The sequence below is a fragment of the Pseudomonas sp. 13B_3.2_Bac1 genome, from assembly GCF_025466205.1.
In the GTDB taxonomy this organism is placed as follows: Bacteria; Pseudomonadota; Gammaproteobacteria; order Pseudomonadales; family Pseudomonadaceae; genus Aquipseudomonas; species Aquipseudomonas fluorescens_H.
The window spans coordinates 111120-135989 of record NZ_JANLOG010000149.1 but is presented as its reverse complement, the minus strand read 5'-3'; the positions used below and the strand labels follow the sequence as shown (position 1 = coordinate 135989).

Here is a 24870-nt window from a genome sequence, read left to right as displayed (position 1 = left end):
CGGTTTGTCAGTCAACGAAGCTGTTGAATGTGACGGCGCTATCGCGAGCAGGCTCACTCCTACATTGGATCAGTGGTGATTGAACAGCCCGGTAACCGGCGCTCAGTATATCGATCCGGCCCAACAAACGCTGGGCCTTGCGCACATTTGTTGCGAAAGATTACTCCAGCGCTTTCCAGATATCCGTCGCGTACTCGCGAATCGTCCGGTCTGAGGAGAACCAGCCCATGCGCGCCGTGTTGAGCACTGCCGAACGCCACCAGTTGTTGGAATCGTGCCAGTGCGCATCGACGCGCATCTGCGCTTCCCAGTACGAGTCGAAGTCGGCGCAGACCAGGAAGCGGTCGTAGTCCACCAGCGAATCGATCAGCCCGGTATAGCGCGACGTGTCGTCCGGTGAGAACACACCACTGCGGATCGCCTGCAGCACATCGTTCAGACGATGGGACGCAGCGATATCCGGCGCGGCGCTGAACTCGTGGTTCTGTTTACGCGCTTCGACCTGCTGCGCACTGAGGCCGAAGATGAACATGTGCTCGGCGCCGATGCGCTCGCACATTTCCACGTTGGCGCCGTCGAGGGTGCCGATGGTCAGTGCGCCATTGAGGCCGAACTTCATGTTGCTGGTGCCCGAGGCCTCGAAACCGGCCGTGGAAATCTGCTCGGACAAGTCCGCCGCCGGAATGATGCTCTCCGCCAGGCTGACGTTGTAGTTGGGCAGGAACACCACTTTCAGCAAGCCGCGTACGGTCGGGTCGTTGTTCACCACCCGGGCGATGTCGTTGGTCAGTTTGATGATCAGTTTGGCCTGGTGATAACTGGCCGCTGCTTTACCGGCGAAGATTTTCACTCGCGGTACCCAGTCGGTTTCCGGCTCGGCACGGATCGCCTGATACAGCGCCACGGTGTGCATCAGGTTGAGCAACTGACGCTTGTATTCGTGGATCCGTTTGACCTGCACGTCGAACATCGCCGCCGGGTTGACCGCAATCCCCAGCCGCTCGTGAATCAGGTAGGCCAGGGCCTTTTTGCTGTGCAGGCGCTGCTCGGCGAAGGCTTTGCGGAAGGCGGGTTTCTCGGCGAACGGTTCGAGGTCGAGCAAGCGTTCTTCCGGGTTATCCAGCACCTCCGGGCCGAGGGAGTCGACCAGCATCGAGGTCAGCTCGGAGTTGGCCTGGAACAGCCAGCGGCGGAAGGTGATGCCGTTGGTTTTGTTGTTGATCCGCTCCGGGTAGAGCTTGTGCAGTTCAGCGAACACGGTCTTGCGCATCAACTGCGTGTGCAGCCCGGACACGCCGTTGACGCTATGCGAACCGAGGAACGCGAGGTTGCCCATGCGCACACGGCGACCGTTGTCTTCCTCGATCAGGGAAACCGCGCGCAGCACGTCGAAATCGTGAATGCCTTTGGCCCGCAGCGAGTCGATGTGCTGGGCGTTGATCAGATAAATGATCTGCATGTGCCGCGGCAGCATGCGCTCCATCAGGCCCACCGGCCAGGTTTCCAGCGCCTCCGGCAGCAGCGTGTGGTTGGTGTACGACAGGGTGTCGACGGTGACTTGCCACGCCGCATCCCAGGCCACGTCGTAGACGTCGACCAGTTGGCGCATCAATTCGGCGACGGCAATCGAAGGGTGGGTGTCGTTGAGCTGGATCGCCGCGTGATCGCCCAGGGTCAGCACCGAGGTGTGCATGTTGCGATGGCGGCGCAGCAAATCCTGCAGCGAAGCGGCGACGAAGAAATACTCCTGACGCAGACGCAGCTCTTGCCCGGCTTCGGTGCTGTCGGCCGGATAGAGAACCCGGGAAATGCTTTCAGCCCGCGCGACTTCGGCGACGGCGCCCAAGTGGTCACCGGCGTTGAAGCGCTCCAGGTGCAGATCTTCCATCGCCCGGGCGCGCCACAGGCGCAGGGTGTTGACGCTCGCCCCGCGCCAGCCGACCACCGGTGTGTCGTAGGCAATCGCCCGCACGGTTTCCGCAGGCGACCAGACCTGTTTGGTCTTGCCGCTGGCATCGGTCACGGTTTCGACGCTGCCGCCGAAGCCGATGGAGTACACCACTTCCGGACGTTCGAACTCCCACGGGTTGCCGAAATCCAGCCAGTGCTCGGTCTGTTCCTGCTGCCAGCCATCGACGATGGCCTGACGGAACAGACCGTGTTCGTAGCGAATGCCGTAGCCGTGCCCGGCGATGCCGAGGGTCGACATGCTTTCCATGAAGCACGCCGCCAGACGCCCGAGGCCGCCGTTGCCGAGTGCCGCATCCGGCTCGAGCAGGCGGATCCGCTCCAGATCGACACCGAGTTCGGTCAGCGCTTCACGGGCGACGTCGAGCAGGCCGAGGTTGCTCAGGCTGTCGTAGAGCAAACGACCGATGAGAAATTCCAGCGAGAGGTAATACACCCGCTTCTGGCCTTTGCGGTAGATCTGCCGGGTGTGGTCCATCCAGTGCTCGACCATGTGGTCGCGCGCCGCCAGGGCAATGGCTTCGAACCAGTCATGGTCGAAGGCGTGATCCGGGTCTTTACCCACTGCATAGGTGAGCTTGGTCAGGACGGCATCGCGGAATGCGGCCACCTCTGCTTCGCGAACTAGTGGTTCTTGAGTCATCGATAGGACCTCGAGCGAGCGGGGAATTGTCTGAGCCTAGACGGTCTGACCGACGCTGGCGGCTCTGGTTCGGCAGTTTTTCTTGAGAGTGTGAGATCGCCCGGCATAACCCTGGCGAGCACGCTGATCGATGCATGGCCCGTGCCGGGTTAAGCGCCAATTTTGGCGGGCGATGAAAAAATCTGGCGAAAGGTTGTTCAAAAATCCACCAGTCCCGGTATGATCGCGCGCCCTGATGCACACGCCTGGTAACTCCCGATGATGAAGCCCAACCTGATTGCCGCCGCCGAGATCGATCGTCTCGATACGTGGGCCAAATATTCGGCCCCGATGTGCGGTTCTTGTATCTCCAGCTGCTGCACGCTGCCGGTCGAGGTCAAGATCAAGGATCTGGTGCGCATCGGCGTGGTCGACGAGTTCGAGCTGGGCGATCCGCCGAAGAACATCGCCAAGCGCCTGCAAAAGGAAGGGCTGGTCGAGCGCTTCAACCAGAAGTCGGGGATCTTCACCCTGCAGCGCATGAGCAACAACGATTGCTACTACCTGGATCGTAAATCGCGCTTGTGCACCATTTATGACAAGCGCCCGGACACCTGCCGCAACCACCCGAAAATCGGCCCGCGGCCGGGGTATTGCGCGTACAAGCCCAAAGAAGTGGAGCGAGTGCAGAACTCGCGGTCGATCGAGAAGTTCTGATCGTTCCTGAAATTTTCGGCGCCTGTCAGGCCGCCTTCGCGAGCAAGCCCGCTCCCACAGGGAACTATGGCGTACACAAGATTTGTGTTCACCGAGATCTGCTGTGGGAGCGGGCTTGCTCGCGAAGAGGCCAGCACAAACACCGCACCCGTCTCGGTTAAACCCCGGACAAACAAAAACGCCCCCGGTCTCGCGACCGGGGGCGTTTTTTCAAGCTCGGGCTAAATTACGCCTTGGCTTTCTTGGCAGCGCGGGTACGCTCGCTTTCGTCCAGGATCTTCTTGCGAAGACGGATGGACTTAGGCGTGACTTCGCACAGCTCGTCTTCCTGGATGTATTCCAGAGCCTGTTCCAGAGTGAAGCGAACAGGTGGTACCAGAGCGATGGTTTCGTCTTTACCCGAAGCACGCATGTTGTCGAGCTTCTTGCCTTTGGTTGGGTTCACACCCAGGTCGTTGTCGCGGCTGTTCTGACCAACGATTTGACCGTTGTAGATCTCCTGGCCGTGTTCTACGAACAGCTTGCCACGAGCCTGCAGGGTTTCCAGCGAGTAGGTCAGTGCCTTGCCGGTTTCAACCGAAACCAGAACGCCGTTCTGACGGCCGGACATGTGGCCCGACTTCACTGGCGCGTAACGGTCGAAGATCGAGGTCAGAATGCCAGCACCGTTGGTCAGGGTCAGGAACTGGTTACGGAAACCGATCAGACCGCGAGCAGGGATGTTGTATTCCAGACGAACACGGCCCTTGCCATCCGGCACCATGTTGCTCAGGTCGCCCTTACGCAGACCCATCTCTTCCATGACCTTGCCCTGCGATTCTTCAGGGATGTCGATGGTGACGTTTTCGAACGGTTCCTGCTTCACGCCGTCAACTTCACGGATGATCACTTCAGGACGGCCCAGGGCCAGCTCGAAGCCTTCGCGACGCATGGTTTCGATCAGTACCGAGAGGTGCAGCTCACCACGGCCGGAAACCTTGAACTTGTCAGCCGAGTCGCCTTCTTCAACGCGCAGTGCAACGTTGTACAGCAGCTCTTTGTCCAGACGATCCTTGATGTTACGGGAGGTCACGAACTTGCCTTCTTTACCGCAGAATGGCGAGTCGTTTACCTGGAAGGTCATGGAAACGGTTGGCTCGTCAACGGTCAGCGGCTTCATCGCCTCGACGGTGTTGATATCGCACAGGGTGTCGGAGATGAACAGCTCGTCGAAGCCGCTGATGCAGACGATGTCGCCGGCCGCTGCTTCTTCAACGTCAATGCGGTGCAGACCGTGGTGACCCATCAGCTTCAGGATACGACCGTTGCGGCGCTTGCCGTCGGCGCTGATAGCGACAACCGGGGTGTTCGGCTTGACGCGACCACGAGCGATACGGCCAACACCGATAACACCCAGGAAGCTGTTGTAGTCCAGAGCGGAGATCTGCATCTGGAACGGACCGTCACGGTCAACGGCCGGAGGCGGAACGTGGTCGACTACCGCTTGGTACAGCGGGGTCATGTCTTCCGCCATGGCGGTGTGGTCCAGACCGGCGATGCCGTTCAGGGCCGAAGCGTAAACAACCTGGAAGTCCAGTTGTTCTTCGGTAGCACCGAGGTTGTCGAACAGGTCGAAGATCTGGTCCAGAACCCAGTCCGGACGCGCGCCTGGACGGTCAACCTTGTTGATGACCACGATTGGACGCAGGCCGGCTTCGAAGGCCTTCTTGGTCACGAAACGGGTTTGCGGCATAGGGCCGTCTTGAGCGTCAACCAGCAGCAGAACGGAGTCAACCATCGACATTACGCGTTCTACTTCGCCGCCGAAGTCGGCGTGGCCCGGGGTGTCCACGATGTTGATGTGGTAGCCGTTCCAGTTGATGGCGGTGTTTTTCGCCAGAATGGTAATACCGCGCTCTTTTTCCTGGTCGTTGGAGTCCATCACGCGCTCGTCGTTGAGCTCGTTGCGCTCCAGGGTGCCGGATTGACGCAGGAGTTTGTCTACCAGGGTGGTCTTACCATGGTCAACGTGGGCAATGATGGCGATGTTACGTAGATTTTCGATCACTTGTGTATCTCGATCAGAGGATTCGGTTTGCTGACAAGTCTTGGCAGCGATTAACAGTAGTGTCCGGCATGGCCGTTACAGCTTGACGGCGGTGTCGGGGGGCCGGTGACGCAGGCCACAGGCAAACAGCCCCGGGCACTTAGCTCGGTCGATAAACGCGCACATTGGCATGCCCCTCACTGAGCAAATGGTGAGCATGCAGGCGACTCATCACGCCTTTGTCGCAATACAGCAGGTACTGGCGAGTCGGATCCAGCTCCTTGAAACGAGCGTTCACTGCATAGAACGGCATCGTCTGTACTTCTATGCCGGCGATTTCCAGCGGGTCATCCTCGGCCGCATCCGGGTGACGGATGTCGATGACGATCTGACCGGCCAGCGCTTCGCCGACTTCTTCGATTTGCAAATCCTGGCCCAATTCGTCGATCACCCGATCGATCGACACCAGTTTGGCGTTTTCGAGCGCACGCTCGAGAACCGCCATGTCGAATTCTTTCTCTTCGTGCTCAACACGGTGGCGCTTGGCGGCGGTCTTCGGATTGACCGAGATGACCCCGCAGTACTCCGGCATGTGCCGGGCGAAATCGGCGGTGCCGATCTCGTTGGCCGTGTCGATGATGTCCTGCTTGTGCGCAACGATCAGTGGGCGCAGGACCAGCTTGTCGGTCACACAGTCGATCACCGACAGGTTCGGCAGCGTCTGGCTCGATACCTGGGAAATCGCTTCGCCGGTGACCAGCGCGTCGATGTGCAGCCGGTCGGCGATGGCCGACGATGCGCGCAACATCATACGCTTCAATACGACGCCCATATGACTGTTATCGACTTTGCCGAGAATTTCGCCCAACACTTCTTCGAACGGAACACTGACAAATAGCACGCGTTGCGAGCTGCCGTACTTCTTCCAGATGAAATGCGCGACTTCCATCACGCCCAATTCGTGGGCACGCCCGCCCAGATTGAAGAAGCAGAAATGCGCCATCAGGCCGCGGCGCATGATCTGGTAGGCGGCAACCGTCGAGTCAAAGCCGCCGGACATCAATACCAGCGTCTGCTCCAGGGCGCCGAGCGGATATCCGCCGATGCCGTTGTGCTGGCTGTGAATGACAAACAACCGTTGGTCGCGAACTTCGATGCGAACTTCGATTTGCGGGTCTTTGAGGTCGATTCCGGCCGCACCGCACTCACGACGCAGCTTGCTGCCGACGTATTTTTCAACGTCCATCGAGCTGAACGGATGCTTGCCTGCACGCTTGCAGCGCACCGAGAAAATCTTCCCGGCCAGCACATCGCCGTAGTGCTGTTTGCACTTCTCGGTGATGTCGTCGAAGTCGCCCAGCGGGTACTCGTCGATCTGCAGAAAGTGCGCGACACCCGGAGTGCAAGTCAGGCGCTCGCCCATCTCTTTCAAGGCTTTGGGGTCGGTAACGCGGGTTTCCAGCTCGAGATTGTCCCACACACCGTTCACCACCACGGCCGGGTCCAGATCGCGGAGCACGGCGCGGATGTTCTTGGCCAGCTGGCGGATGAAACGCATCCGGACAGGGCGGCTTTTGATGGTGATCTCGGGGAAGACTTTTACGATTAGTTTCATGAAAACAGCGCGCGCAGGGCCAGCCGAAAAAGGGGGGCGCGGATTATAGCGGAAATTGCTCAAGGTTTAACCAGTTAATATGCAGAAGGTTTCTCTTGCACCAAAACGGGTCATTTTTGATTTAAGACGCTACATTAAAGGGCGAGATTTTCGCCTTTATGGCGCTTTCGTCCTGTGAAAGCGTGAATTTGGGGCAAAAAACCCATGCTGGGGCACTGGCATGCAATTTGCTCCCTTGTGAGGCAGGTTGCCTTGGCAGAGTATCTGCGCCGGCATCACCCATATTAAGGGCATCCACTACCAAGCCCTAAGCCACCCCGGAGGACACTATGTCGAAGTCGGTTCAACTCATCAAAGATCATGACGTCAAGTGGATTGATCTGCGCTTCACGGACACCAAAGGCACTCAGCACCACGTGACCATGCCGGCTCGCGATGCGCTGGAAGACGACTTCTTCGAAGTCGGCAAGATGTTCGACGGTTCCTCCATCGCTGGCTGGAAAGGCATCGAAGCCTCCGACATGATCCTGCTGCCGGACGACGACACTGCCGTTCTGGACCCGTTCACCGAAGACGCGACCCTGATCCTGGTCTGCGACATCATCGAACCTTCGACCATGCAAGGTTACGATCGCGACCCGCGCGCCATCGCTCACCGTGCCGAGGAATACCTGAAGACCACCGGTATCGGTGACACCGTCTTCGCCGGTCCGGAGCCAGAGTTCTTCATCTTCGACGAAGTGAAGTTCAAATCCGACATCTCCGGTTCGATGTTCAAGATCTACTCCGAACAAGGCTCGTGGATGTCCGACCAGGACATCGAAGGCGGCAACAAAGGCCACCGTCCTGGTATCAAAGGCGGCTACTTCCCGGTTCCGCCGTTCGACCACGACCACGAAATCCGTACTGCCATGTGCAACGCACTGGAAGAGATGGGCCAGACCGTTGAAGTTCACCACCACGAAGTGGCGACTGCCGGTCAGAACGAAATCGGTGTCAAGTTCAACACCCTGGTGAAGAAAGCTGACGAAGTTCAGACGCTGAAATACGTTGTGCACAACGTTGCCGACGCATACGGCCGCACCGCGACCTTCATGCCGAAGCCACTGTACGGCGACAACGGCTCGGGCATGCACGTACACATGTCCATCGCCAAAGACGGCAAGAACACCTTCGCAGGTGAAGGCTATGCCGGCCTGTCCGAAACCGCCCTGTACTTCATCGGCGGCATCATCAAGCACGGTAAGGCCCTGAACGGCTTCACCAACCCGGCCACCAACTCCTACAAGCGTCTGGTGCCTGGTTTCGAAGCGCCGGTGATGCTGGCCTACTCGGCTCGCAACCGTTCCGCCTCGATCCGTATTCCTTACGTCAACAGCCCACGCGGCCGTCGTATCGAAGCCCGTTTCCCGGATCCGGCTGCCAACCCGTACCTGGCTTTCGCAGCACTGCTGATGGCCGGCCTGGACGGCATCCAGAACAAGATCCACCCAGGCGACGCCGCTGACAAAAACCTGTACGACCTGCCGCCTGAAGAGGCGAAAGAGATCCCACAAGTTTGCGGCAGCCTGAAAGAAGCCCTGGAAGAGCTGGACAAGGGCCGTGCGTTCCTGACCAAGGGCGGCGTGTTCTCCGACGACTTCATCGACGCTTACATCGCGCTGAAATCCGAAGAAGAAATCAAGGTCCGCACCTTCGTACACCCACTGGAATATGAGCTGTACTACAGCTGCTGATCCGGTAGCGCCGTGCTACGCGGCGTGACAAAAAGAGGCCTCCTTCGGGAGGCCTTTTTTATTGCGCGGATTTCGTTGGCGCCCGCACGACCCTGTGGGAGCGGGCTTGCTCGCGAAGGCGTCGTGTCAGCCACCATCATCTTCAATGACCGACCGCATTCGCGAGCAAGCCCGCTCCCACGGGGGCATTGCAGCGTCTGAATGATTTGCGGATATGTCCAGGGTTGGGCCAACCGCCACACCTGGCCTATGCTCCACCCCATCGTTTTCATTGCCGGTCGATTTCATGGGTCGCACCTTTCTCTACCTCCTGCTACTGATCGCCCTGCCCGCCGCCGCGCAGATCTACAAGTACACCGATGCCAATGGCAACACGGTCTACAGCGATCATGCGCCGGACGGTGTAAAGGCGCTGCCGGTAGCGCTGCCACCACTCAACAGCGTCGAACCGCAGGCACCGAGCCCCCTGGCGCCCGCCAGCACGGACACGCGCCCAGCGGCGCGCAGTGCTTATGAGGTGCTGGAACTGACCGGCCTGCCCAGCGAAGAAGCCCTGCGCGCCAACAACGGCACCTTCACCGTCAACGTGCTGATCAAGCCGCGCCTGCAGCCGCCACACCAGCTAAGGCTGGTATTGGACGACGCGCCCTACGGCCAGCCGAGCAACGTGCCGATCCTGCAACTGGTGAATGTCGATCGCGGCGAGCATCGTCTCGCGGTGCAGGTGATCGACGGTGAAGCGATCATCCAGCAGAGCCCGGCGGTGGTGTTCACCGTGCAGCGGGTGCATAAGCCGTGAGGATTTTCTGGCTGATCCTGTGCCTGTGCGCCCTGCCCGTGCACGCCGAGGTCTTCACCTATGTCGACGCCCAGGGCAATCGCGCCTACACCGACCAGCCGCGCGGCAACGCCAAGCGCGTACCTATCGCGACCAGTAATCGCATGTCGGCCAACCCCACGGCTGCAGCACCGATCAGCGCTGCAAAAAAGGTCGCGGAACAACCGCTGTTCCACTACGACATGCTGCGCATCCTGATCCCCGAGCCGGACGCGACCATTCGCAGCAGTGCGGGAGAGGTGATCGTCAGCGTCACCAGCGAACCCGGTTTGCAGCAGGGCCATCGCTATCGCCTGCTGCTCGACGGCCAGGCCACTGGCGAGGCGGGCCTGAGTCCGGTATTCCCATTGAGTAACATCGACCGTGGCAGCCACAACCTGTCGGTGGAAATCCTCGATGCCGAGGGTCGCATCGTCGAGCGCACCGCCAACCAGCCGTTCCACATGCTGCGCATCTCGCTGGCGCAGAAACGCCAGGTCAAACCCTGTGTCAGCGAGGACTACGGCGTGCGCCCGGAATGTCCGCTGAAAGACAAACCCGTCGAAGAAAAAAATCCCTTCCTGCGTTTCTTCTAACGCCGTTCAGCTTTGCGCACTATATTGGTGCATAAGGTTGCACCGTACTCACATCCCAACCCATTTTGGTTCGAAACTTCCCGCTCCGGCGGCAATGGCGCCACGCAAACGAGCGTCAAACGCCTGTTTCACGGGTTGAACGCTTCTTTTCGGAGCCTTGGTTTGGTTTTTGCATTTTCCGTTTAACGACGCCTGCTTCTTGCGCACGCTCCGCCCCCAAAAGAGGCTCCGATGACTATTAGCGACGCAATCCACCGTTTGCTGCTCGACAACCTGACCACCGCCACCATCCTGCTCGACGCCGAATTGCGCCTTGAGTACATGAACCCGGCGGCCGAGATGCTGCTGGCCATCAGCGGCCAGCGCAGTCATGGCCAGTTCATCAGCGAACTGTTCACCGAGTCCACCGAGGCGCTCAACTCGCTGCGGCAGGCGGTCGAACAGGCACACCCGTTCACCAAACGCGAAGCGATGCTCACCGCCCTCACCGGCCAGACCCTGACCGTGGACTACGCGGTGACGCCAATCCTCAGCAACGGCGCGACCATGCTCCTGCTGGAAGTGCACCCGCGTGATCGCCTGCTGCGGATCACCAAGGAAGAGGCGCAGCTGTCCAAACAGGAAACCAGCAAGATGCTGGTGCGCGGCCTGGCCCACGAGATCAAGAATCCGCTCGGCGGCATCCGTGGTGCGGCGCAGTTGCTGGCCCGCGAGCTGCCGGAAGACAGTCTGCGCGACTACACCAATGTGATCATCGAAGAGGCCGACCGCCTGCGCAATCTGGTCGACCGCATGCTCGGCTCCAACAAGCTGCCGTCACTCGCGCTGTGCAACGTTCACGAAGTGCTGGAGCGCGTCAGCCAACTGGTCGAAGCGGAAAGCCAGGGCTGCATCACCTTGGTGCGCGACTACGACCCGAGCATTCCCGACGTCCTGATCGACCGCGAACAAATGATTCAGGCCGTACTGAACATCGTGCGCAACGCGATGCAGGCGATCAGCAGCCAGAACGAGCTGCGTCTGGGTCGCATCAGCCTGCGCACCCGGACCATGCGCCAGTTCACCATCGGCCACGTCCGTCATCGCCTGGTGACCAAGATCGAGATCATCGACAACGGCCCGGGGATCCCTGCAGAACTTCAGGAAACCATTTTCTTTCCCATGGTCAGCGGCCGTCCGGACGGTACCGGGCTGGGCCTGGCCATTACCCAGAACATCATCAGCCAGCACCAGGGCCTGATCGAGTGTGACAGCCACCCCGGCCACACCACGTTCTCGATCTTTCTGCCACTGGAACAAGGAGCCACATCGACATGAGCCGTAGTGAAACCGTGTGGATCGTCGATGACGACCGTTCTATCCGTTGGGTTCTGGAAAAGGCCTTGCAGCAGGAAGGCATGACCACGCAGAGCTTCGACAGCGCCGATGGCGTGATGAGTCGTCTGGCCCGTCAGCAGCCTGATGTGATCATTTCCGATATCCGCATGCCGGGCGCCAGTGGCCTCGACCTGCTGGCGCGCATCCGCGAACAGCATCCACGGTTGCCGGTCATCATCATGACCGCTCACTCCGACCTGGACAGCGCGGTGGCCTCGTATCAGGGCGGCGCGTTCGAATACCTGCCCAAGCCTTTCGACGTGGACGAGGCGGTATCGCTGGTCAAACGCGCGAACCAGCACGCACAGGAACAGCAAGGCCTGGAAGTGGTGCCGGCGCTGACCCGCACGCCGGAAATCATCGGCGAAGCACCGGCGATGCAGGAAGTGTTTCGCGCCATCGGCCGCTTGAGCCATTCCAACATCACCGTGCTGATCAACGGCGAATCCGGCACCGGTAAAGAACTGGTGGCGCACGCCCTGCACCGCCACAGCCCGCGCGCGGCCTCGCCGTTCATCGCGCTGAACATGGCGGCGATCCCGAAAGACCTGATGGAATCGGAGCTGTTCGGCCACGAGAAAGGTGCGTTCACCGGCGCGGCCAACCTGCGGCGCGGGCGCTTCGAACAAGCTGACGGCGGCACGCTGTTCCTCGACGAAATCGGCGACATGCCGGCCGACACCCAGACCCGTTTGCTGCGGGTGCTGGCGGACGGTGAGTTCTATCGCGTCGGCGGCCATGTGCCGGTCAAGGTCGACGTGCGGATCATCGCCGCGACTCACCAGAATCTGGAAACCCTGGTGCATGCCGGGAAATTCCGTGAGGACTTGTTCCACCGCCTCAACGTGATCCGCATCCACATTCCACGCCTGTCGGACCGTCGCGAAGACATCCCGACCCTCGCCAAGCATTTCCTCAGCCGCGCTGCGCAAGAACTGGCGGTGGAGCCGAAGCTGCTGAAGAGCGAGACCGAGGAATACCTGAAAAACCTGCCGTGGGGCGGCAACGTGCGCCAGTTGGAGAACACCTGCCGCTGGATCACCGTGATGGCGTCCGGGCGCGAAGTGCACATCAGTGACCTGCCACCGGAGCTGCTGAGCCTGCCGCAGGATTCGGCGCCGGTGACCAACTGGGAACAAGCGCTGCGCCAGTGGGCCGATCAGGCGTTGGCCCGCGGCCAGTCGAGCCTGCTCGACAGCGCAGTGCCGGCGTTCGAGCGGATCATGATCGAGACTGCACTGAAGCACACCGCCGGTCGGCGGCGCGATGCGGCGGTATTGCTTGGCTGGGGGCGCAACACCCTGACGCGCAAGATCAAGGAATTGGGGATGAAAGTGGATGGCGGGGACGAGGATGAGGGGGATGAGGGCTGATCAACCACGCCCTCTGTGAGAGTGGGCTTGCTCACGAAAGCGCTGTTCATGAAACGTATCAGTGACTGACGCGACGCCTTCGCGAGCAAGCCCGCTCCCACCGTGGCCCCGCCGTGCACCAACCTAATGCACTTTGACCCGTGATCGGGCATCGCAGCCGTTGCTAAAAACATCCAGGCAAGACTTAAAAACCCAGCCAGTAAAAACACGAAAGCCCCGATTTACGGGGCTTTCGCGCATCTGAAGCTTTTTTCTGTTTCGAAATACTAAAACTGGCACGCGCCCTGCAATAACCCTTACAGGTGATTCGATTCACCACCCGTTTCGGGGACCTTGGTACAGGCAGGCCGGGGAATCCCCTCTTTACACCGGGCTCACAGCGCCAACGCGATGCGCCCACCCTTTTGGGATCCTTGGTACAGGCAGGCCGGGGGTTCCCTCTTTACACCGGACCGACGCTCGCAGCGAAGTCCACCCCGTTTTGGGAACCCTGGTACAGGCAGGCCGGGGATTCCCGCTTTTATTGCTCCCGGAGATGGATCTCCAGCCGCCAGCGGTCATCGACCTTGCTCCCGGCCCACTCCCCTTGCAGCGGCCGCGCCGCCAGCACCGTCAGCAACAACCCACCGTCACTCACGCGCGTTCGCCAGTTCACGTCCTTGCCGTTGAGCTTGAGCTGCCCCTTCTGCGCCTTGCCCTCTGCCTGAAACAACAGGGCCACGGTGCCGTCGATGACTTCGCCGTGCAGCTGCGGTTCGTTGTTGAACCACACCACCAGGCCGACAGCGGTCACCTCAACCTGCTGCAGCACAGTCGGATCCGGCGTGGTCAGGCGACCGATCATCAAGCCGACCATCAAGCCGAAAATCGCCAGCGAACCGATCACCCGCGGGAATAGTTTCGAACGCGGGTCGGCTTGCGGCGTAGAATGCGCGTCATCTTTACCTTCGGAGCCGTGCATGTTTCACGTCATCCTTTTTCAACCAGAAATTCCGCCGAACACCGGCAACGTTATCAGGCTGTGCGCCAACAGCGGCTGCCACCTGCATTTGATCGAACCGCTGGGTTTCGAGATGGACGACAAGCGCTTGCGCCGGGCCGGTCTCGACTACCACGAATATGCCACGTTGCAGCGCCACGCCGACCTCGCCAGTTGCCTGGAAAGCCTCGGCAACCCACGGCTGTTCGCCTTTACCACCAAAGGTTCGCGGCCGTTTCACGATGCCGCGTTCGTCCCGGGCGATGCGTTCATCTTCGGCCCGGAAAGCCGTGGCCTGCCGCCGGAAGTGCTGGACGCCCTGCCCGCCGAACAGCGCCTGCGCCTGCCGATGCGTGAAGGCTGCCGCAGCCTGAACCTGTCCAACACCGTGGCGGTGGCCGTGTACGAAGCGTGGCGGCAGAACGACTTCAAATAACCCGCCGCCCGCAAAAACATCACCCCTGTAGGAGCTGCCGCAGGCTGCGATCTTTTGATCTTGATCTTCAAAAACAAGATCAAAAGATCGCAGCCTGCGGCAGCTCCTACACGAAGGTTTCGTTTGCCCCATGAAAAAAGCGCCTTTAAACGGCGCTTTTTTCATGGGGCAAACGAAGCTTTTATTGTACGGTCGGCGTCTCGCCCGCTGCCTGCATGCGCTGCAGCTCTTGCGCGTACAGGGCGTCGAAGTTCACCGGAGCCAGCATCAGGGCTGGGAACGAGCCACGGGTCACCAGGCTGTCCAGGGTTTCGCGAGCGTACGGGAACAGGATGTTCGGGCAGAACGCACCCAGGGTGTGGCTCATCGAAGCCGCGTCGAGGTTCTTGATCAGGAAGATACCGGCCTGTTGCACTTCAGCGATGAAGGCCACTTCGTCACCGTTTTTCACGGTAACCGACAAGGTCAGCACGACTTCGTAGAAATCGCCTTCCAGCTCTTTCTGGCGAGTGTTCAGATCCAGACCGACGGTCGGGTCCCACTGCTGGCGGAAGATCGCCGGGCTTTTCGGGGCTTCGAAGGACAGGTCGCGTACGTAGATGCGCTGCAAGGAGAATTGCGGTGCGGTTTCTTCTTCGCTGGCTGCAGTGTTCTGTTGGTCAGTCATCTCAGATCCTTTCTGATCTTGGGTCTTTTAGGGATTGCTGTACGTGGGTGCAGCCGTTCAGGCCTTGAGCAGCGCGTCGAGCTTGCCGGCGCGCTCCAGGGCATACAAATCATCACAACCGCCGATGTGCTTTTCGCCGATCCAGATCTGCGGCACGGACGTGCGTCCGGCCTTCTGGCTCATGGCAGCACGAATCTGCGGCTTGCCATCGACCTTGATCTCTTCGAAGGCCACACCTTTGTTCGCGAGCAATTGCTTGGCTCGCATGCAGTAAGGGCAGTAATCGCTGGAGTAGACGATGACTTCGCTCATATCACTTCACCAGCGGCAGGTTGTCGCCTTTCCAGCTGGAGATCCCGCCGGACAGCTTGGCGGCGGTGAAGCCGGATTTCATCAGCTCGCGAGCGTGGGTGCCAGCGGTCTGGCCCAGAGCGTCGACCAGAATGATGGTCTTGGCCTTGTGCTTTTCCAGCTCGCCGATGCGCGCAGCCAGCTTGTCTTGAGGAATGTTGATCGCGCCAACGATATGGCCGGCGGCGTAATCTTTCGCCGGACGGATGTCCACCACCACGCCTGCGTCCTTGTTGACCAGTGCGGTCAGTTCGCCGGTGCTCAGGCTTTTACCGCCGCCCTGCATCGTGTGCGCCAGCAGCAAAGCCAGCAATACGACGAAGATACCGACAAGAATGTAGTGGTTAGTGGCAAATTCAATCAGGTGAGCAACCATCGAAGGAGGTTCCAGGGCGTTAAAATGTCGGCCAGTATACACAGCCCCTAGGGTGGGCCAAACCCCGTCGGCGGTGACGTGGTCGGAACTAAGCATTAAACTCGCCACTCCCTTTTTCAACGCCCTCTTCTTTATTAGCCACGAGTGGATTCCATGACTACCACGCCTAAACCTTTGGTCCTGATGATTCTCGACGGCTTCGGTCACAGTGACAGCCACGAATCCAATGCCGTGTATGCGGCGAAGAAGCCAGTGCTCGATCGTCTCTGGGCCACGGTGCCGAACGGCCTGATCTCCGGCAGCGGCATGGACGTCGGCCTGCCGGACGGCCAGATGGGCAACTCCGAAGTCGGTCACATGAATCTCGGCGCCGGGCGCGTGGTGTATCAGGACTTCACTCGCGTGACCAAAGCGATCCGCGACGGCGAGTTCTTCGAGAACCCGACCATCTGCGCCGCTGTGGATAAAGCCGTGGCCGCCGGCAAAGCCGTGCATTTCATGGGCCTGCTGTCCGATGGCGGCGTGCACAGCCATCAGGATCACCTGGTCGCGATGGCCGAACTGGCCTTCAAGCGCGGCGCCGAAAAAATCTACCTGCACGCCTTCCTCGATGGTCGCGACACCCCGCCGAAAAGCGCCACGTCGTCGATCGAACTGCTCGACGCGACCTTCCAGGCGCTTGGCAAGGGCCGTATCGCCAGCATCGTCGGTCGCTACTTCGCGATGGACCGTGACAACCGCTGGGACCGCGTGTCCCAGGCCTACAACCTGATCGTCGACGGCAACGCCGAGTTCAACGCCGCCACGGCCCAGGAAGGCCTCGAAGCCGCCTACGCCCGTGGCGAGAGCGACGAATTCGTCAAAGCCACCACCATCGGTGAGCCGGTCAAGGTCGAAGACGGCGACGCCGTGGTGTTCATGAACTTCCGCGCCGACCGTGCCCGCGAGCTGACCCGCGTATTCGTCGAAGACGATTTCAAGGAGTTCGAGCGCGCGCGCCAGCCGAAACTGGCCGGTTTCGTCATGCTGACCCAGTACGCCGCCAGCATCCCTGCGCCATCGGCCTTCGCCGCCGGCAGCCTGGAAAACGTGCTTGGCGACTATCTGGCGAAGAACGGCAAGACCCAGCTGCGCATCGCCGAAACCGAAAAATATGCACACGTGACCTTCTTCTTCTCCGGTGGCCGTGAAGAGCCGTTCCCGGGTGAAGAGCGCATCCTGATCCCGTCGCCGAAAGTCGCCACCTACGACCTGCAGCCGGAAATGAGCGCGCCGGAAGTCACCGACCGCATCGTCGATGCCATCGAGCATCAGCGTTACGACGTGATTGTGGTCAACTACGCCAACGGCGACATGGTCGGCCACAGCGGCGTGTTCGACGCTGCGGTGAAGGCCGTGGAATGCCTGGACACCTGCGTCGGGCGCATCGTCGAAGCGCTGGAAAAGGTTGGCGGCGAAGCGCTGATCACCGCCGACCACGGCAACGTCGAAAAAATGGCCGATGAAGAAACCCACCAGGCGCACACCGCGCACACCACCGAGCCGGTGCCGTTCATTTATGTCGGCAAGCGTGACCTCAAGGTCCGTGCAGGCGGCGTACTGGCAGACGTGGCGCCGACCATGCTGATGCTGCTGGGTCTGGAAAAACCGGCGGAAATGACTGGTACGTCGATTCTGGTGTAATTCGCCAGATCAAACACCGCCAAACCCTGTAGGAGCGGGCTTGCTCGCGAATGCGGAGTATCAGCAACGTTGATGTTGACTGACGCCCCGCATTCGCGAGCAAGCCCGCTCCCACATTGGTTTTGCGCTATTTTTATTACCGAATCTGCTCCAGTTATCACACAAGCCCAATTGGGCGTTTTTTTTGCAGCCTCGGGCGGGCATACTAGGCCGTCCATTACCTGGTGCCGCCCGCCTCTATGCTCCGCGTCCTGATCGCCCTCGCTCTGACATGCCTGCTCCAACCGGCCTTCGCTGACGAGCGCGCGCAAACCCAACAGCAGCTGGATGCCACGCGTCAGGACATTGCCGAGCTGAAAAAGCTGCTGGGCAAGCTGCAGGAAGAAAAATCCGGCGTGCAGAAAGAGCTCAAGGGCACTGAAACCGAGATGGGCAAGCTCGAGAAGCAGGTCGATGCCCTGCAGAAAGAGCTGAAGAAAAGCGAATCCGAGCTGCAGCGGCTCGATGCGGAGAAAAAAAAACTCCAGAGCGCGCGCACTGAACAGCAGCGACTGATCGCCATCCAGGCCCGCGCGGCCTACCAGAACGGCCGTCAGGAATACCTCAAGCTGCTGCTCAACCAGCAGAATCCCGAGAAATTCGCCCGCACCCTCACCTATTACGATTACCTGAGCCAGGCCCGCCTGGAGCAGTTGAAGAACTTCAACGAAACCCTGCGCCAACTGGCCAATGTCGAAAAAGACATCGCCACGCAACAGGCGCAATTGCTGGTACAGAAAAGCAGCCTCGACACCCAGCGCGACGAGCTGGAAAAGGTCCGCAAGGAACGCCAGCAAGTCCTCGCCAAGCTCAACGATGACGTGAAGGCCCGCGACCAGAAACTCGCTGCCCGCGAGCAGGATCAGGCAGACCTGTCTAAAGTCCTTAAAACCATTGAAGAAACCCTGGCCCGCCAGGCTCGTGAGGCAGAAGAAGCGCGGCAGAAAGCGCTGATCGCCCAGCAGGAAGCGGAAAAAAAGCGTTTGCGTGAGGCGCAGGCTGAAAACAGCGACGCCCCACGAAAACCCGCCAGATCAACCCCCGGCGCACTGGTGTCCAGCAGCGGCGAGACCTTTGGCGGCCCTTTTGCCGCAACCCGGGGAAAACTTCCATGGCCGGTTGATGGTCGATTGCTGGCACGCTTCGGCGAAAGCCGTGGCGACGATGCCCGGACCAAGTGGGATGGCGTGATGATCAGCGCCGCTGCCGGCAGCCAGGTGCATGCCGTGCATGGCGGGCGCGTGGTGTTCGCCGACTGGTTGCGTGGCGCCGGGCTGCTGGTGATCCTTGATCACGGCAATGGTTATCTGAGCCTTTACGGTCACAACCAGACACTGCTCAAGTCGGCCGGTGACGTAGTAAAAGCCGGTGAGTCGATCTCCACTGTCGGTAACAGTGGCGGTCAGGACACACCAGCGCTGTATTTCGCAATTCGTCAGCAGGGTCACCCGAGTGATCCGGCGCAATGGTGTCACGCGCAAGGATAAGCGCGTCGCCTAATTCAGGAGTTCGTTCGACATGCTGCATTTGTCCCGCCTTACCTCGCTGGCCCTGACGATCGCTGTGGTGATCGGCGCGCCTCTGGCGTTCGCTGCTCAACCGGCCCCGGCCGTCGCTCCGGCAGGTACTGCCGCGACCTCCAAGGCACCGCTGCCGCTGGAAGAGTTGCGTACCTTTGCCGAGGTCATGGATCGAATCAAAGCCGCCTATGTCGAGCCGGTGGACGACAAGACCCTGCTGGAAAACGCGATCAAGGGCATGCTCAGCAACCTCGATCCGCACTCCGCCTATCTGGGCCCTGAAGACTTCACCGAGCTGCAGGAAAGCACCAGCGGCGAATTCGGCGGCCTCGGTATCGAAGTCGGCTCGGAAGACGGCTTCATAAAAGTCGTGTCGCCAATCGACGACACGCCTGCGTCCAAGGCTGGCATTCAGGCTGGCGACTTCATCGTCAAGATCAACGGTCAGCCGACTCGCGGCCAGACCATGACCGAAGCCGTGGACAAGATGCGCGGCAAGATCGGCCAGAAGATCACCCTGACCCTGGTCCGCGACGGCGGCACGCCGTTCGACGTGACCCTGGCGCGCGCCGTGATTCAAGTGAAGAGCGTCAAGGCACAGCTGCTGGAATCGGGCTACGGTTACATCCGCATCACCCAGTTCCAGGTCAAGACCGGCGAAGAGGTCTCCAAGGCCCTGGCCAAGCTGCGCAAAGACAACGGCAAAAAGCTCAACGGCATCATCCTCGACCTGCGCAACAACCCGGGCGGTGTGTTGCAGGCAGCGGTGGAAGTGGTCGACCACTTCATCAAGAAAGGTCTGATCGTCTACACCAAAGGCCGAATCGCCAACTCCGAACTGCGCTTCTCCGCCACCGGCAAGGACGAAAGCGAAGCGGTGCCGATGGTGGTGCTGATCAACGGTGGCAGCGCCTCGGCGTCGGAAATCGTTGCCGGTGCCCTGCAGGACCAGAAACGCGCGGTGGTCATGGGCACCACCAGTTTCGGCAAAGGCTCGGTGCAAACCGTGCTGCCGCTGAACAACGACCGCGCGCTGAAGATCACCACGGCGCTGTACTTCACGCCGAACGGCCGCTCGATCCAGGCCCAGGGCATTGTCCCGGACATCGAAGTGCGCAAGGCCAAGATCACCAACGAAGCGGACGGCGACTACTTCAAGGAAGCCGACCTGCAAGGCCACCTGGGCAACGGCAACGGCGGCGCAGACAAGCCGACCGGTTCCGGCGCGAAGGCCAAGGCCATGCCGCAGGATGACGATTACCAACTGGCCCAGGCCCTGAGCCTGCTCAAAGGGCTGAGCATCACGTCCGGCCGTTGAGGATGTCTTTGCGTTTCCTCTTCGTCCTGCTGTGCTGTCTGGCGGGTGCTGCGCACGCAGAACCCGCCAGCACGACCCCGCCAAAAGCCTACCTGACGCTGATCATCGACGACCTGGGGCAAAACCTGCCCCGGGATCGCCGCGTGCTGGCCCTGCCCGGCCCGGTGACCACGGCGATCATGCCCGACACGCCGCACGCCACCGAATTCGCCCGCGAAGCCCATCGCGCCGGCAAGATCGTGATCCTGCACATGCCGATGGATCCGGCCACCGGTCCGTACGCCTGGCACCCCGAACTGCCGCTCGAAGAGCTGCAAAAGCGCCTCGACGCCGCGTTCAAAATGGTCCCTTACACCGCGGGCATCAACAACCACATGGGCAGTCGCATGACCGCGCAACCGGTGGCGATGGCGTGGCTGATGGGTGAGTTGCAACGCCGCCACAAGTTCTTCGTCGACAGCCGCACCAGTGCGCAAACCGTGGCGGCGCAGCAGGCACAGAAAATCGACCTGGCGAGTGTTTCGCGGGATGTATTCCTCGATGACGAGCGCACCGAAGCAGCGATTTTCACCCAACTGCAGACCGCCATCAGCCTGGCGCGCAAACAGGGATCGGCGGTGATGATCGGTCACCCGTACCCGCAGACGCTGGCAGTGTTGGAGCGTGAATTGCCGAAGCTGAAAGCTCAGGGCATCGAGTGGATCGACATCAAGCAGATGATCAGCGTGCGGAGCAACAGGGCGACCGCTGCACACGGGAAAAATGGTATTTATCGCTAACCGGCCAATTAATTAACTGCTTATTACCCCGCGCCGAATCCAACAAATAGCAACACCTTGGAAATTCACTAACAACAAAACTCATTTATTCTGCGCCAGTCTTGCACCCCAACACACTCGCCAAGGACTGGCCATGAACTTAAAGAACATCTACACAGGCTTTTTATTACTTCCTGCATTCTCACTGCCTGCTTATTCCAACCCTGTGGATTATGGCAAGGGCATTGAGAACTTCTCATCCTCCCATTACCTGAAAAACCAGGATGGTGACTATAACTACTGGAGCGGAATAGGCGTATACAAAAGCCCTGGGCAACTTACCTGCACCGCTTTTCTGATCGACACAAACAGCTCTGATGCGTCCGACTCTGCCTATGCACTGACCAGCGCACATTGCGTGGGCAAGGAAAATGGCGTCATGCGAATAGATGACCACATCGAAGGCACGATCACCTTCAACCATTTCAATGACACACCGGATGCCCGCAAGACCGTCCCTCTGAAAAAAGTAGCCTGGAGCAGTATTCAGGGTGTCGATGTGGCTCTTTTGGAACTAGGGATGTCACAAGGCGAACTTCTGGCACAGGGCATCACGCCCATGAAGCTGGCCGAACAACCACCGGCCGAAGACACCGACATTCTGATTGTGCACGGACCCGGTGGAGCGCCATTACGAATTTCAGCCTGTACCCACGTACCTTCGCCGGCCATTTTCGAAAAGCCCTGGGTCTGGCGGCATAGTCTCAGCAATCAGTGCAAAGACGTTGCCTCCGGAAGCTCCGGGAGCCCTGTCATTGTTCGAGGGACCAACGAAGTCTATGGCGTTCTGGGTACGCTTGCAGCCCATCTGACGCCGCTGCCCGGCTACGGCCAGATGCCGAGCGGCAGTTACGGTAGTTCAACCTCGGTTTTCAACAATTGCTTTATCAATGGCAAACTCAATACCAACCCACAGGTGTGCGAGTTATTTCCGGCAGCTTCCATCAGGCTACCCGCCGAACTGCCAATGCACGCAAAAATCAGCGTAACTACGCAAGACAGTTATGGGTATCCCGCGTGGAACCTCGAAATAACCGCCAGCACCCGATTTATTCGAACCAAACGTACTGCCGACTCACTCGATTGCGAAAAGCCTGAAGGCTACAGCCAACCGATCGCCAGCGACACCCGCCCCACTCGGTTGAATGTTCCAATGGGACCTGAAACCGGGACTAATAACCTTTGCATTATCGCCACGGACGATACCAGCGAAGTATTACCCGCCGGAACTTACCGCAACGCCGTGACCGTTCCTACCTATCTGATTGATGCGGGCCCGACACCTGCTCCTGCCCTGGACGCTTTCTATGACAAAGAAACAGACCGAGTGATATTCCTCTGGCCGAAAAGGAACAACGAGGGTATTGATCGTTATGAAGTAAAAGCCGGCCCTGCGGATACAACCCGTTGCGTCGATCCGCAGGGGTATACCGTTCCGAAATACAATTGGGTTCGCCGAGAAAGCAACTTCCCCATGAAATTCTGCATGTATGCCCTCGATACCAACAATCAGCGCTCAGTGCTGAAGGAATACATCCTGCAATGGGAAACGCTCAAAAATCGCGCCCCTTGATCTGAACGGCGCCCCGCAGCCTTGTGCTTCTGCCTCAACGGTAAACAGAAGACGCGCAAGGCTGCCAATGGCCAGGATGATGTCTATCGGAAATATCCGGTCACTACGCTAAATACATAGTTACCGCCAAAGGCCTGGCGCGAATACCGATAGTGAGACCTGCAACGGGTCGCGACTCCCTTGAGTCGTCGTTCAACTATCAGGAGTGACTATGACCATTCATGAACAGGCCGCAGCGCCATCCAGGCCAATCGAGCCGATCAGACACGACAACTTGCTGATCCAGTTCACCACGGAATACCACCGAATCTGGGACAGCGCCGGCTCGCGGGCAAAACCTGCGGCTTTCTGGCGGCCGACACCAGCGCCGGATGTATTGCCGGGCTACTTCCCGCTCGGCGATGTGTTCATTGCCGGACACGACAACATTAACGGCAGCACCGTGGTCGCCGTGGTTTGCGAGGCCGATACCCCCAGCGCGGATCCAACCCGGGGCCCGGCATTACGCCGCCCGGACGACTTCGAATTGATCTGGAAAGACTCCGGCTCAAAATCGAAGAAAGACGGGGCCGTATGGCGACCGCTTGCCCCGCAAGGTTATGTGGCCATGGGAGCGGTCTGCTCCAACGATCATGAAAAACCTTCAGTCAATGCAGTTCGCTGTGTGCGTGCCGATCTGGTGATCGCATCAGACGTCGGCGAGCTGATCTGGAATGACAAGGGCAGCGGCGCCAGACAGAGCTTCAGTGCCTGGAGCATTGCGCCGCGCAGTGCACCGCCGGGAGAGATTCACTTCGCGCCAGGCACTTTTGTGGCGGCCAACGGTTTCGGCAAACCCGAGGGCGATGGCGGCGCTTACTCACTGCGGATGCAGATCGCGCCGCAGATCCTGTCGGCGCCCTCGCTGCCGACGCTTTCCGGATCGAACGTTTCGCAAATCCACGCGGCGGCCACGCTTGCTCAAGTCGTCGAACTTCCCTGGTTCGTCATCAAGGATGACCTGTCACCCCTGGAACAACTGCGCACCAGCCCCCTCTATCGTCTGGAAAGAACCGATCACTACTATCTGGTCGGGAGCGGACACAACACGAGCGACCAGGCCTGCTCGTTCAAGTGGACGGCGCAGCGACTGCAGAACTCCAAGATGCTGCGCCTGTTCACGCAGCTCACAGCGATCAATTTCGTGGGGCCGTGGACAACGACGGCAGACGCTCAGCCATCACTGCCGTTCTCGGCGAGATTGAACAGCCAGTTCACCCACAGCGAGACCTCAAGCAGTGGCTGGCAGACTGCGTTTGTCACCCAAGTCCTCGCCATGGCCGGCAAAGGCAAGTTCGTCGCGGTGTATCAACTGGAGAGTTTCTACGAGTTGGTGCGTGGAGACGGTTCACAGGCAGGGATCAACCTCGGCTACACCGAGTGCGAAAACCTGCATCTGCTGCAATATCCGCTGGATGAATGCAGCCACGATACTGCGGACAAGGCGTTGCCGACCGCTATAGATACCGTCCCATGATCTCGTCCACCACACCGTCCTTGCGCATCTGATCCAGCGCCGCCTGCAACCTGGCGACCGTTGCATCCGACACGTCCTTGTTCAGCGCCAGGTACAACTCGGCGCTGTTGAAGCGCAGCACGGTCTTGAGTCCGGTGACCCCATCCTGCCGCGCCAGATAACGCCCGGCAGGATCACCCGTGGCCCACAGGTCGATCTGGCCATTGACCAGTTTTTTCGCGTTGTCCTGATCACGCAGCACCACGATCGGCTTCAGGCCCTGCTTGGCCAGCGTCTCGGCAATCGCGTCACCCTTATAGGCGCCGATCTTGTATTTGCGTGCATCGTTGAGGGTGTCGAGGGTGATCTTGCTGTCGGCCCTGGCCAACATGATCCAGTCGTCCGGACCGATCGGGCCGACCCATTTGAACAGGTTCTCGCGATCCGGCAGGCGGGCCATCACGAAGGCGCCATAACCGGGGTTTTCCAGCGCCAGTTTGTAGACCCGCTCCCACGGGAAGCGCAGCGTCAGGCTGTAGGTGAGCCCGGCGCGCTTGAACATTTCGCGCACAATGTCGGCGGCAATGCCGTTGATGTTCTCGCCCTTGGCGAAATTCTTGCCGTCTTTCGCCATGTTGTAGGGCGGGAAGTTTTCGGTGAGGAGCACCAGATCGGTGTCGGGACTGTTTTCGGCCCGCGCCGTGTTGAGCAACAACACAGAGGCACTGGCGAGAACAAGAAGCAGGCGTTTGATCATGTCGGGCTACC

General features: G+C 59.9%; 21 protein-coding genes. 13 read left to right on the top strand and 8 right to left on the bottom strand.

Going from position 1 to position 24870, the window contains the following annotated elements; genetic code table 11:
- Positions 1 to 160: 160 nt before the first annotated feature.
- A complete protein-coding gene (locus tag NTD85_RS25155) occupies positions 161 to 2611 on the bottom strand; it encodes a glycogen/starch/alpha-glucan phosphorylase (RefSeq protein ID WP_003220794.1) in 2451 nt (816 codons plus the stop codon).
- A 258-nt stretch (positions 2612 to 2869) separates the two neighbouring features.
- On the opposite strand from NTD85_RS25155, the gene NTD85_RS25150 reads away from it, so the two are divergent.
- A complete protein-coding gene (locus tag NTD85_RS25150; RefSeq protein WP_045122258.1) occupies positions 2870 to 3307 on the top strand; it encodes a YkgJ family cysteine cluster protein in 438 nt (145 codons plus the stop codon).
- Between the two features lie 226 nt (positions 3308 to 3533).
- Here NTD85_RS25150 and typA read toward each other — a convergent pair whose 3' ends face one another.
- Both typA and thiI read right to left on the bottom strand, forming a co-directional pair.
- Positions 3534 to 5354 (bottom strand): translational GTPase TypA, encoded by a 1821-nt coding sequence (gene typA / locus NTD85_RS25145; protein WP_003220792.1) that lies wholly within the window; start codon positions 5352 to 5354, stop codon positions 3534 to 3536.
- Positions 5355 to 5493: 139 nt separating this feature from the next.
- On the bottom strand, positions 5494 to 6948 hold the full coding sequence (gene thiI / locus NTD85_RS25140; RefSeq protein WP_003220790.1) for a tRNA uracil 4-sulfurtransferase ThiI: 1455 nt from the start codon (positions 6946 to 6948) through the stop codon (positions 5494 to 5496).
- 329 nt (positions 6949 to 7277) lie between these two features.
- Here thiI and glnA point away from each other — a divergent pair, with 329 nt between their 5' ends.
- From glnA to ntrC, 5 genes are all read left to right on the top strand, one after another.
- A complete protein-coding gene (gene glnA, locus NTD85_RS25135) occupies positions 7278 to 8684 on the top strand; it encodes a glutamate--ammonia ligase (protein ID WP_003220788.1) in 1407 nt (468 codons plus the stop codon).
- A 286-nt stretch (positions 8685 to 8970) separates the two neighbouring features.
- Positions 8971 to 9483 (top strand): DUF4124 domain-containing protein, encoded by a 513-nt coding sequence (locus NTD85_RS25130; protein ID WP_262143480.1) that lies wholly within the window; start codon positions 8971 to 8973, stop codon positions 9481 to 9483.
- Entirely contained in the window at positions 9480 to 10097 is a 618-nt protein-coding gene (locus tag NTD85_RS25125) for a DUF4124 domain-containing protein (RefSeq protein ID WP_262143479.1), read from the top strand. The genes NTD85_RS25130 and NTD85_RS25125 overlap by 4 nt, the downstream gene beginning before the upstream one ends.
- A gap of 231 nt (positions 10098 to 10328) precedes the next feature.
- Complete coding sequence (gene glnL / locus NTD85_RS25120; RefSeq protein ID WP_003220783.1) at positions 10329 to 11414, top strand: nitrogen regulation protein NR(II); 1086 nt, start codon at positions 10329 to 10331, stop codon at positions 11412 to 11414.
- Positions 11411 to 12847: a nitrogen regulation protein NR(I) gene (gene ntrC / locus NTD85_RS25115; RefSeq protein ID WP_103485265.1), complete on the top strand. Its 1437-nt coding sequence runs from the start codon at positions 11411 to 11413 to the stop codon at positions 12845 to 12847. Before glnL ends, ntrC begins: the two co-directional genes overlap by 4 nt.
- Before the next feature lie 520 nt (positions 12848 to 13367).
- Here the strand turns inward: ntrC and NTD85_RS25110 are convergent.
- Positions 13368 to 13808, bottom strand: a complete 441-nt coding sequence (locus NTD85_RS25110) for a hypothetical protein (protein WP_262143478.1) — start codon at positions 13806 to 13808, stop codon at positions 13368 to 13370.
- Between NTD85_RS25110 and NTD85_RS25105 the strand changes: the two genes are divergently transcribed.
- On the top strand, positions 13807 to 14262 hold the full coding sequence (locus NTD85_RS25105) for a tRNA (cytidine(34)-2'-O)-methyltransferase (protein WP_003220777.1): 456 nt from the start codon (positions 13807 to 13809) through the stop codon (positions 14260 to 14262). The two genes, NTD85_RS25110 and NTD85_RS25105, sit on opposite strands and share 2 nt — an antisense overlap.
- A 181-nt stretch (positions 14263 to 14443) precedes the next feature.
- On the opposite strand, the gene secB is transcribed toward NTD85_RS25105, so the two are convergent.
- From secB to NTD85_RS25090, 3 genes are read right to left on the bottom strand one after another with little or no spacing between them, the layout of a single operon-like run.
- Positions 14444 to 14929 (bottom strand): protein-export chaperone SecB, encoded by a 486-nt coding sequence (gene secB, locus NTD85_RS25100; RefSeq protein WP_025110924.1) that lies wholly within the window; start codon positions 14927 to 14929, stop codon positions 14444 to 14446.
- Between the two features lie 57 nt (positions 14930 to 14986).
- On the bottom strand, positions 14987 to 15241 hold the full coding sequence (gene grxC / locus NTD85_RS25095) for a glutaredoxin 3 (RefSeq protein WP_003220774.1): 255 nt from the start codon (positions 15239 to 15241) through the stop codon (positions 14987 to 14989).
- 1 nt (position 15242) lies between these two features.
- The gene (locus tag NTD85_RS25090) at positions 15243 to 15656 is read right to left on the bottom strand and encodes a rhodanese-like domain-containing protein (RefSeq protein WP_003220772.1); all 414 of its coding nucleotides are present in this window, start codon (positions 15654 to 15656) and stop codon (positions 15243 to 15245) included.
- 153 nt (positions 15657 to 15809) lie between these two features.
- Here NTD85_RS25090 and gpmI point away from each other — a divergent pair, with 153 nt between their 5' ends.
- From gpmI to NTD85_RS25060, 6 genes are all read left to right on the top strand, one after another.
- Complete coding sequence (gene gpmI, locus NTD85_RS25085) at positions 15810 to 17339, top strand: 2,3-bisphosphoglycerate-independent phosphoglycerate mutase (RefSeq protein WP_262143477.1); 1530 nt, start codon at positions 15810 to 15812, stop codon at positions 17337 to 17339.
- A gap of 239 nt (positions 17340 to 17578) precedes the next feature.
- A complete protein-coding gene (locus NTD85_RS25080; RefSeq protein ID WP_003220768.1) occupies positions 17579 to 18865 on the top strand; it encodes a murein hydrolase activator EnvC family protein in 1287 nt (428 codons plus the stop codon).
- A gap of 31 nt (positions 18866 to 18896) precedes the next feature.
- Entirely contained in the window at positions 18897 to 20216 is a 1320-nt protein-coding gene (locus NTD85_RS25075) for a S41 family peptidase (RefSeq protein WP_201136030.1), read from the top strand.
- Positions 20217 to 20218: 2 nt separating this feature from the next.
- Positions 20219 to 20995, top strand: coding sequence for a divergent polysaccharide deacetylase family protein (locus tag NTD85_RS25070; protein WP_045122256.1), 777 nt, complete (start codon positions 20219 to 20221; stop codon positions 20993 to 20995).
- Between the two features lie 133 nt (positions 20996 to 21128).
- Positions 21129 to 22607, top strand: a complete 1479-nt coding sequence (locus tag NTD85_RS25065; RefSeq protein ID WP_262143476.1) for a trypsin-like peptidase domain-containing protein — start codon at positions 21129 to 21131, stop codon at positions 22605 to 22607.
- Between the two features lie 211 nt (positions 22608 to 22818).
- Complete coding sequence (locus NTD85_RS25060; RefSeq protein ID WP_262143475.1) at positions 22819 to 24123, top strand: Vps62-related protein; 1305 nt, start codon at positions 22819 to 22821, stop codon at positions 24121 to 24123.
- Here the strand turns inward: NTD85_RS25060 and NTD85_RS25055 are convergent.
- Positions 24104 to 24859, bottom strand: a complete 756-nt coding sequence (locus tag NTD85_RS25055; protein ID WP_003220757.1) for a substrate-binding periplasmic protein — start codon at positions 24857 to 24859, stop codon at positions 24104 to 24106. The two genes, NTD85_RS25060 and NTD85_RS25055, sit on opposite strands and share 20 nt — an antisense overlap.
- Between the last annotated feature and the right edge of the window lie 11 nt (positions 24860 to 24870).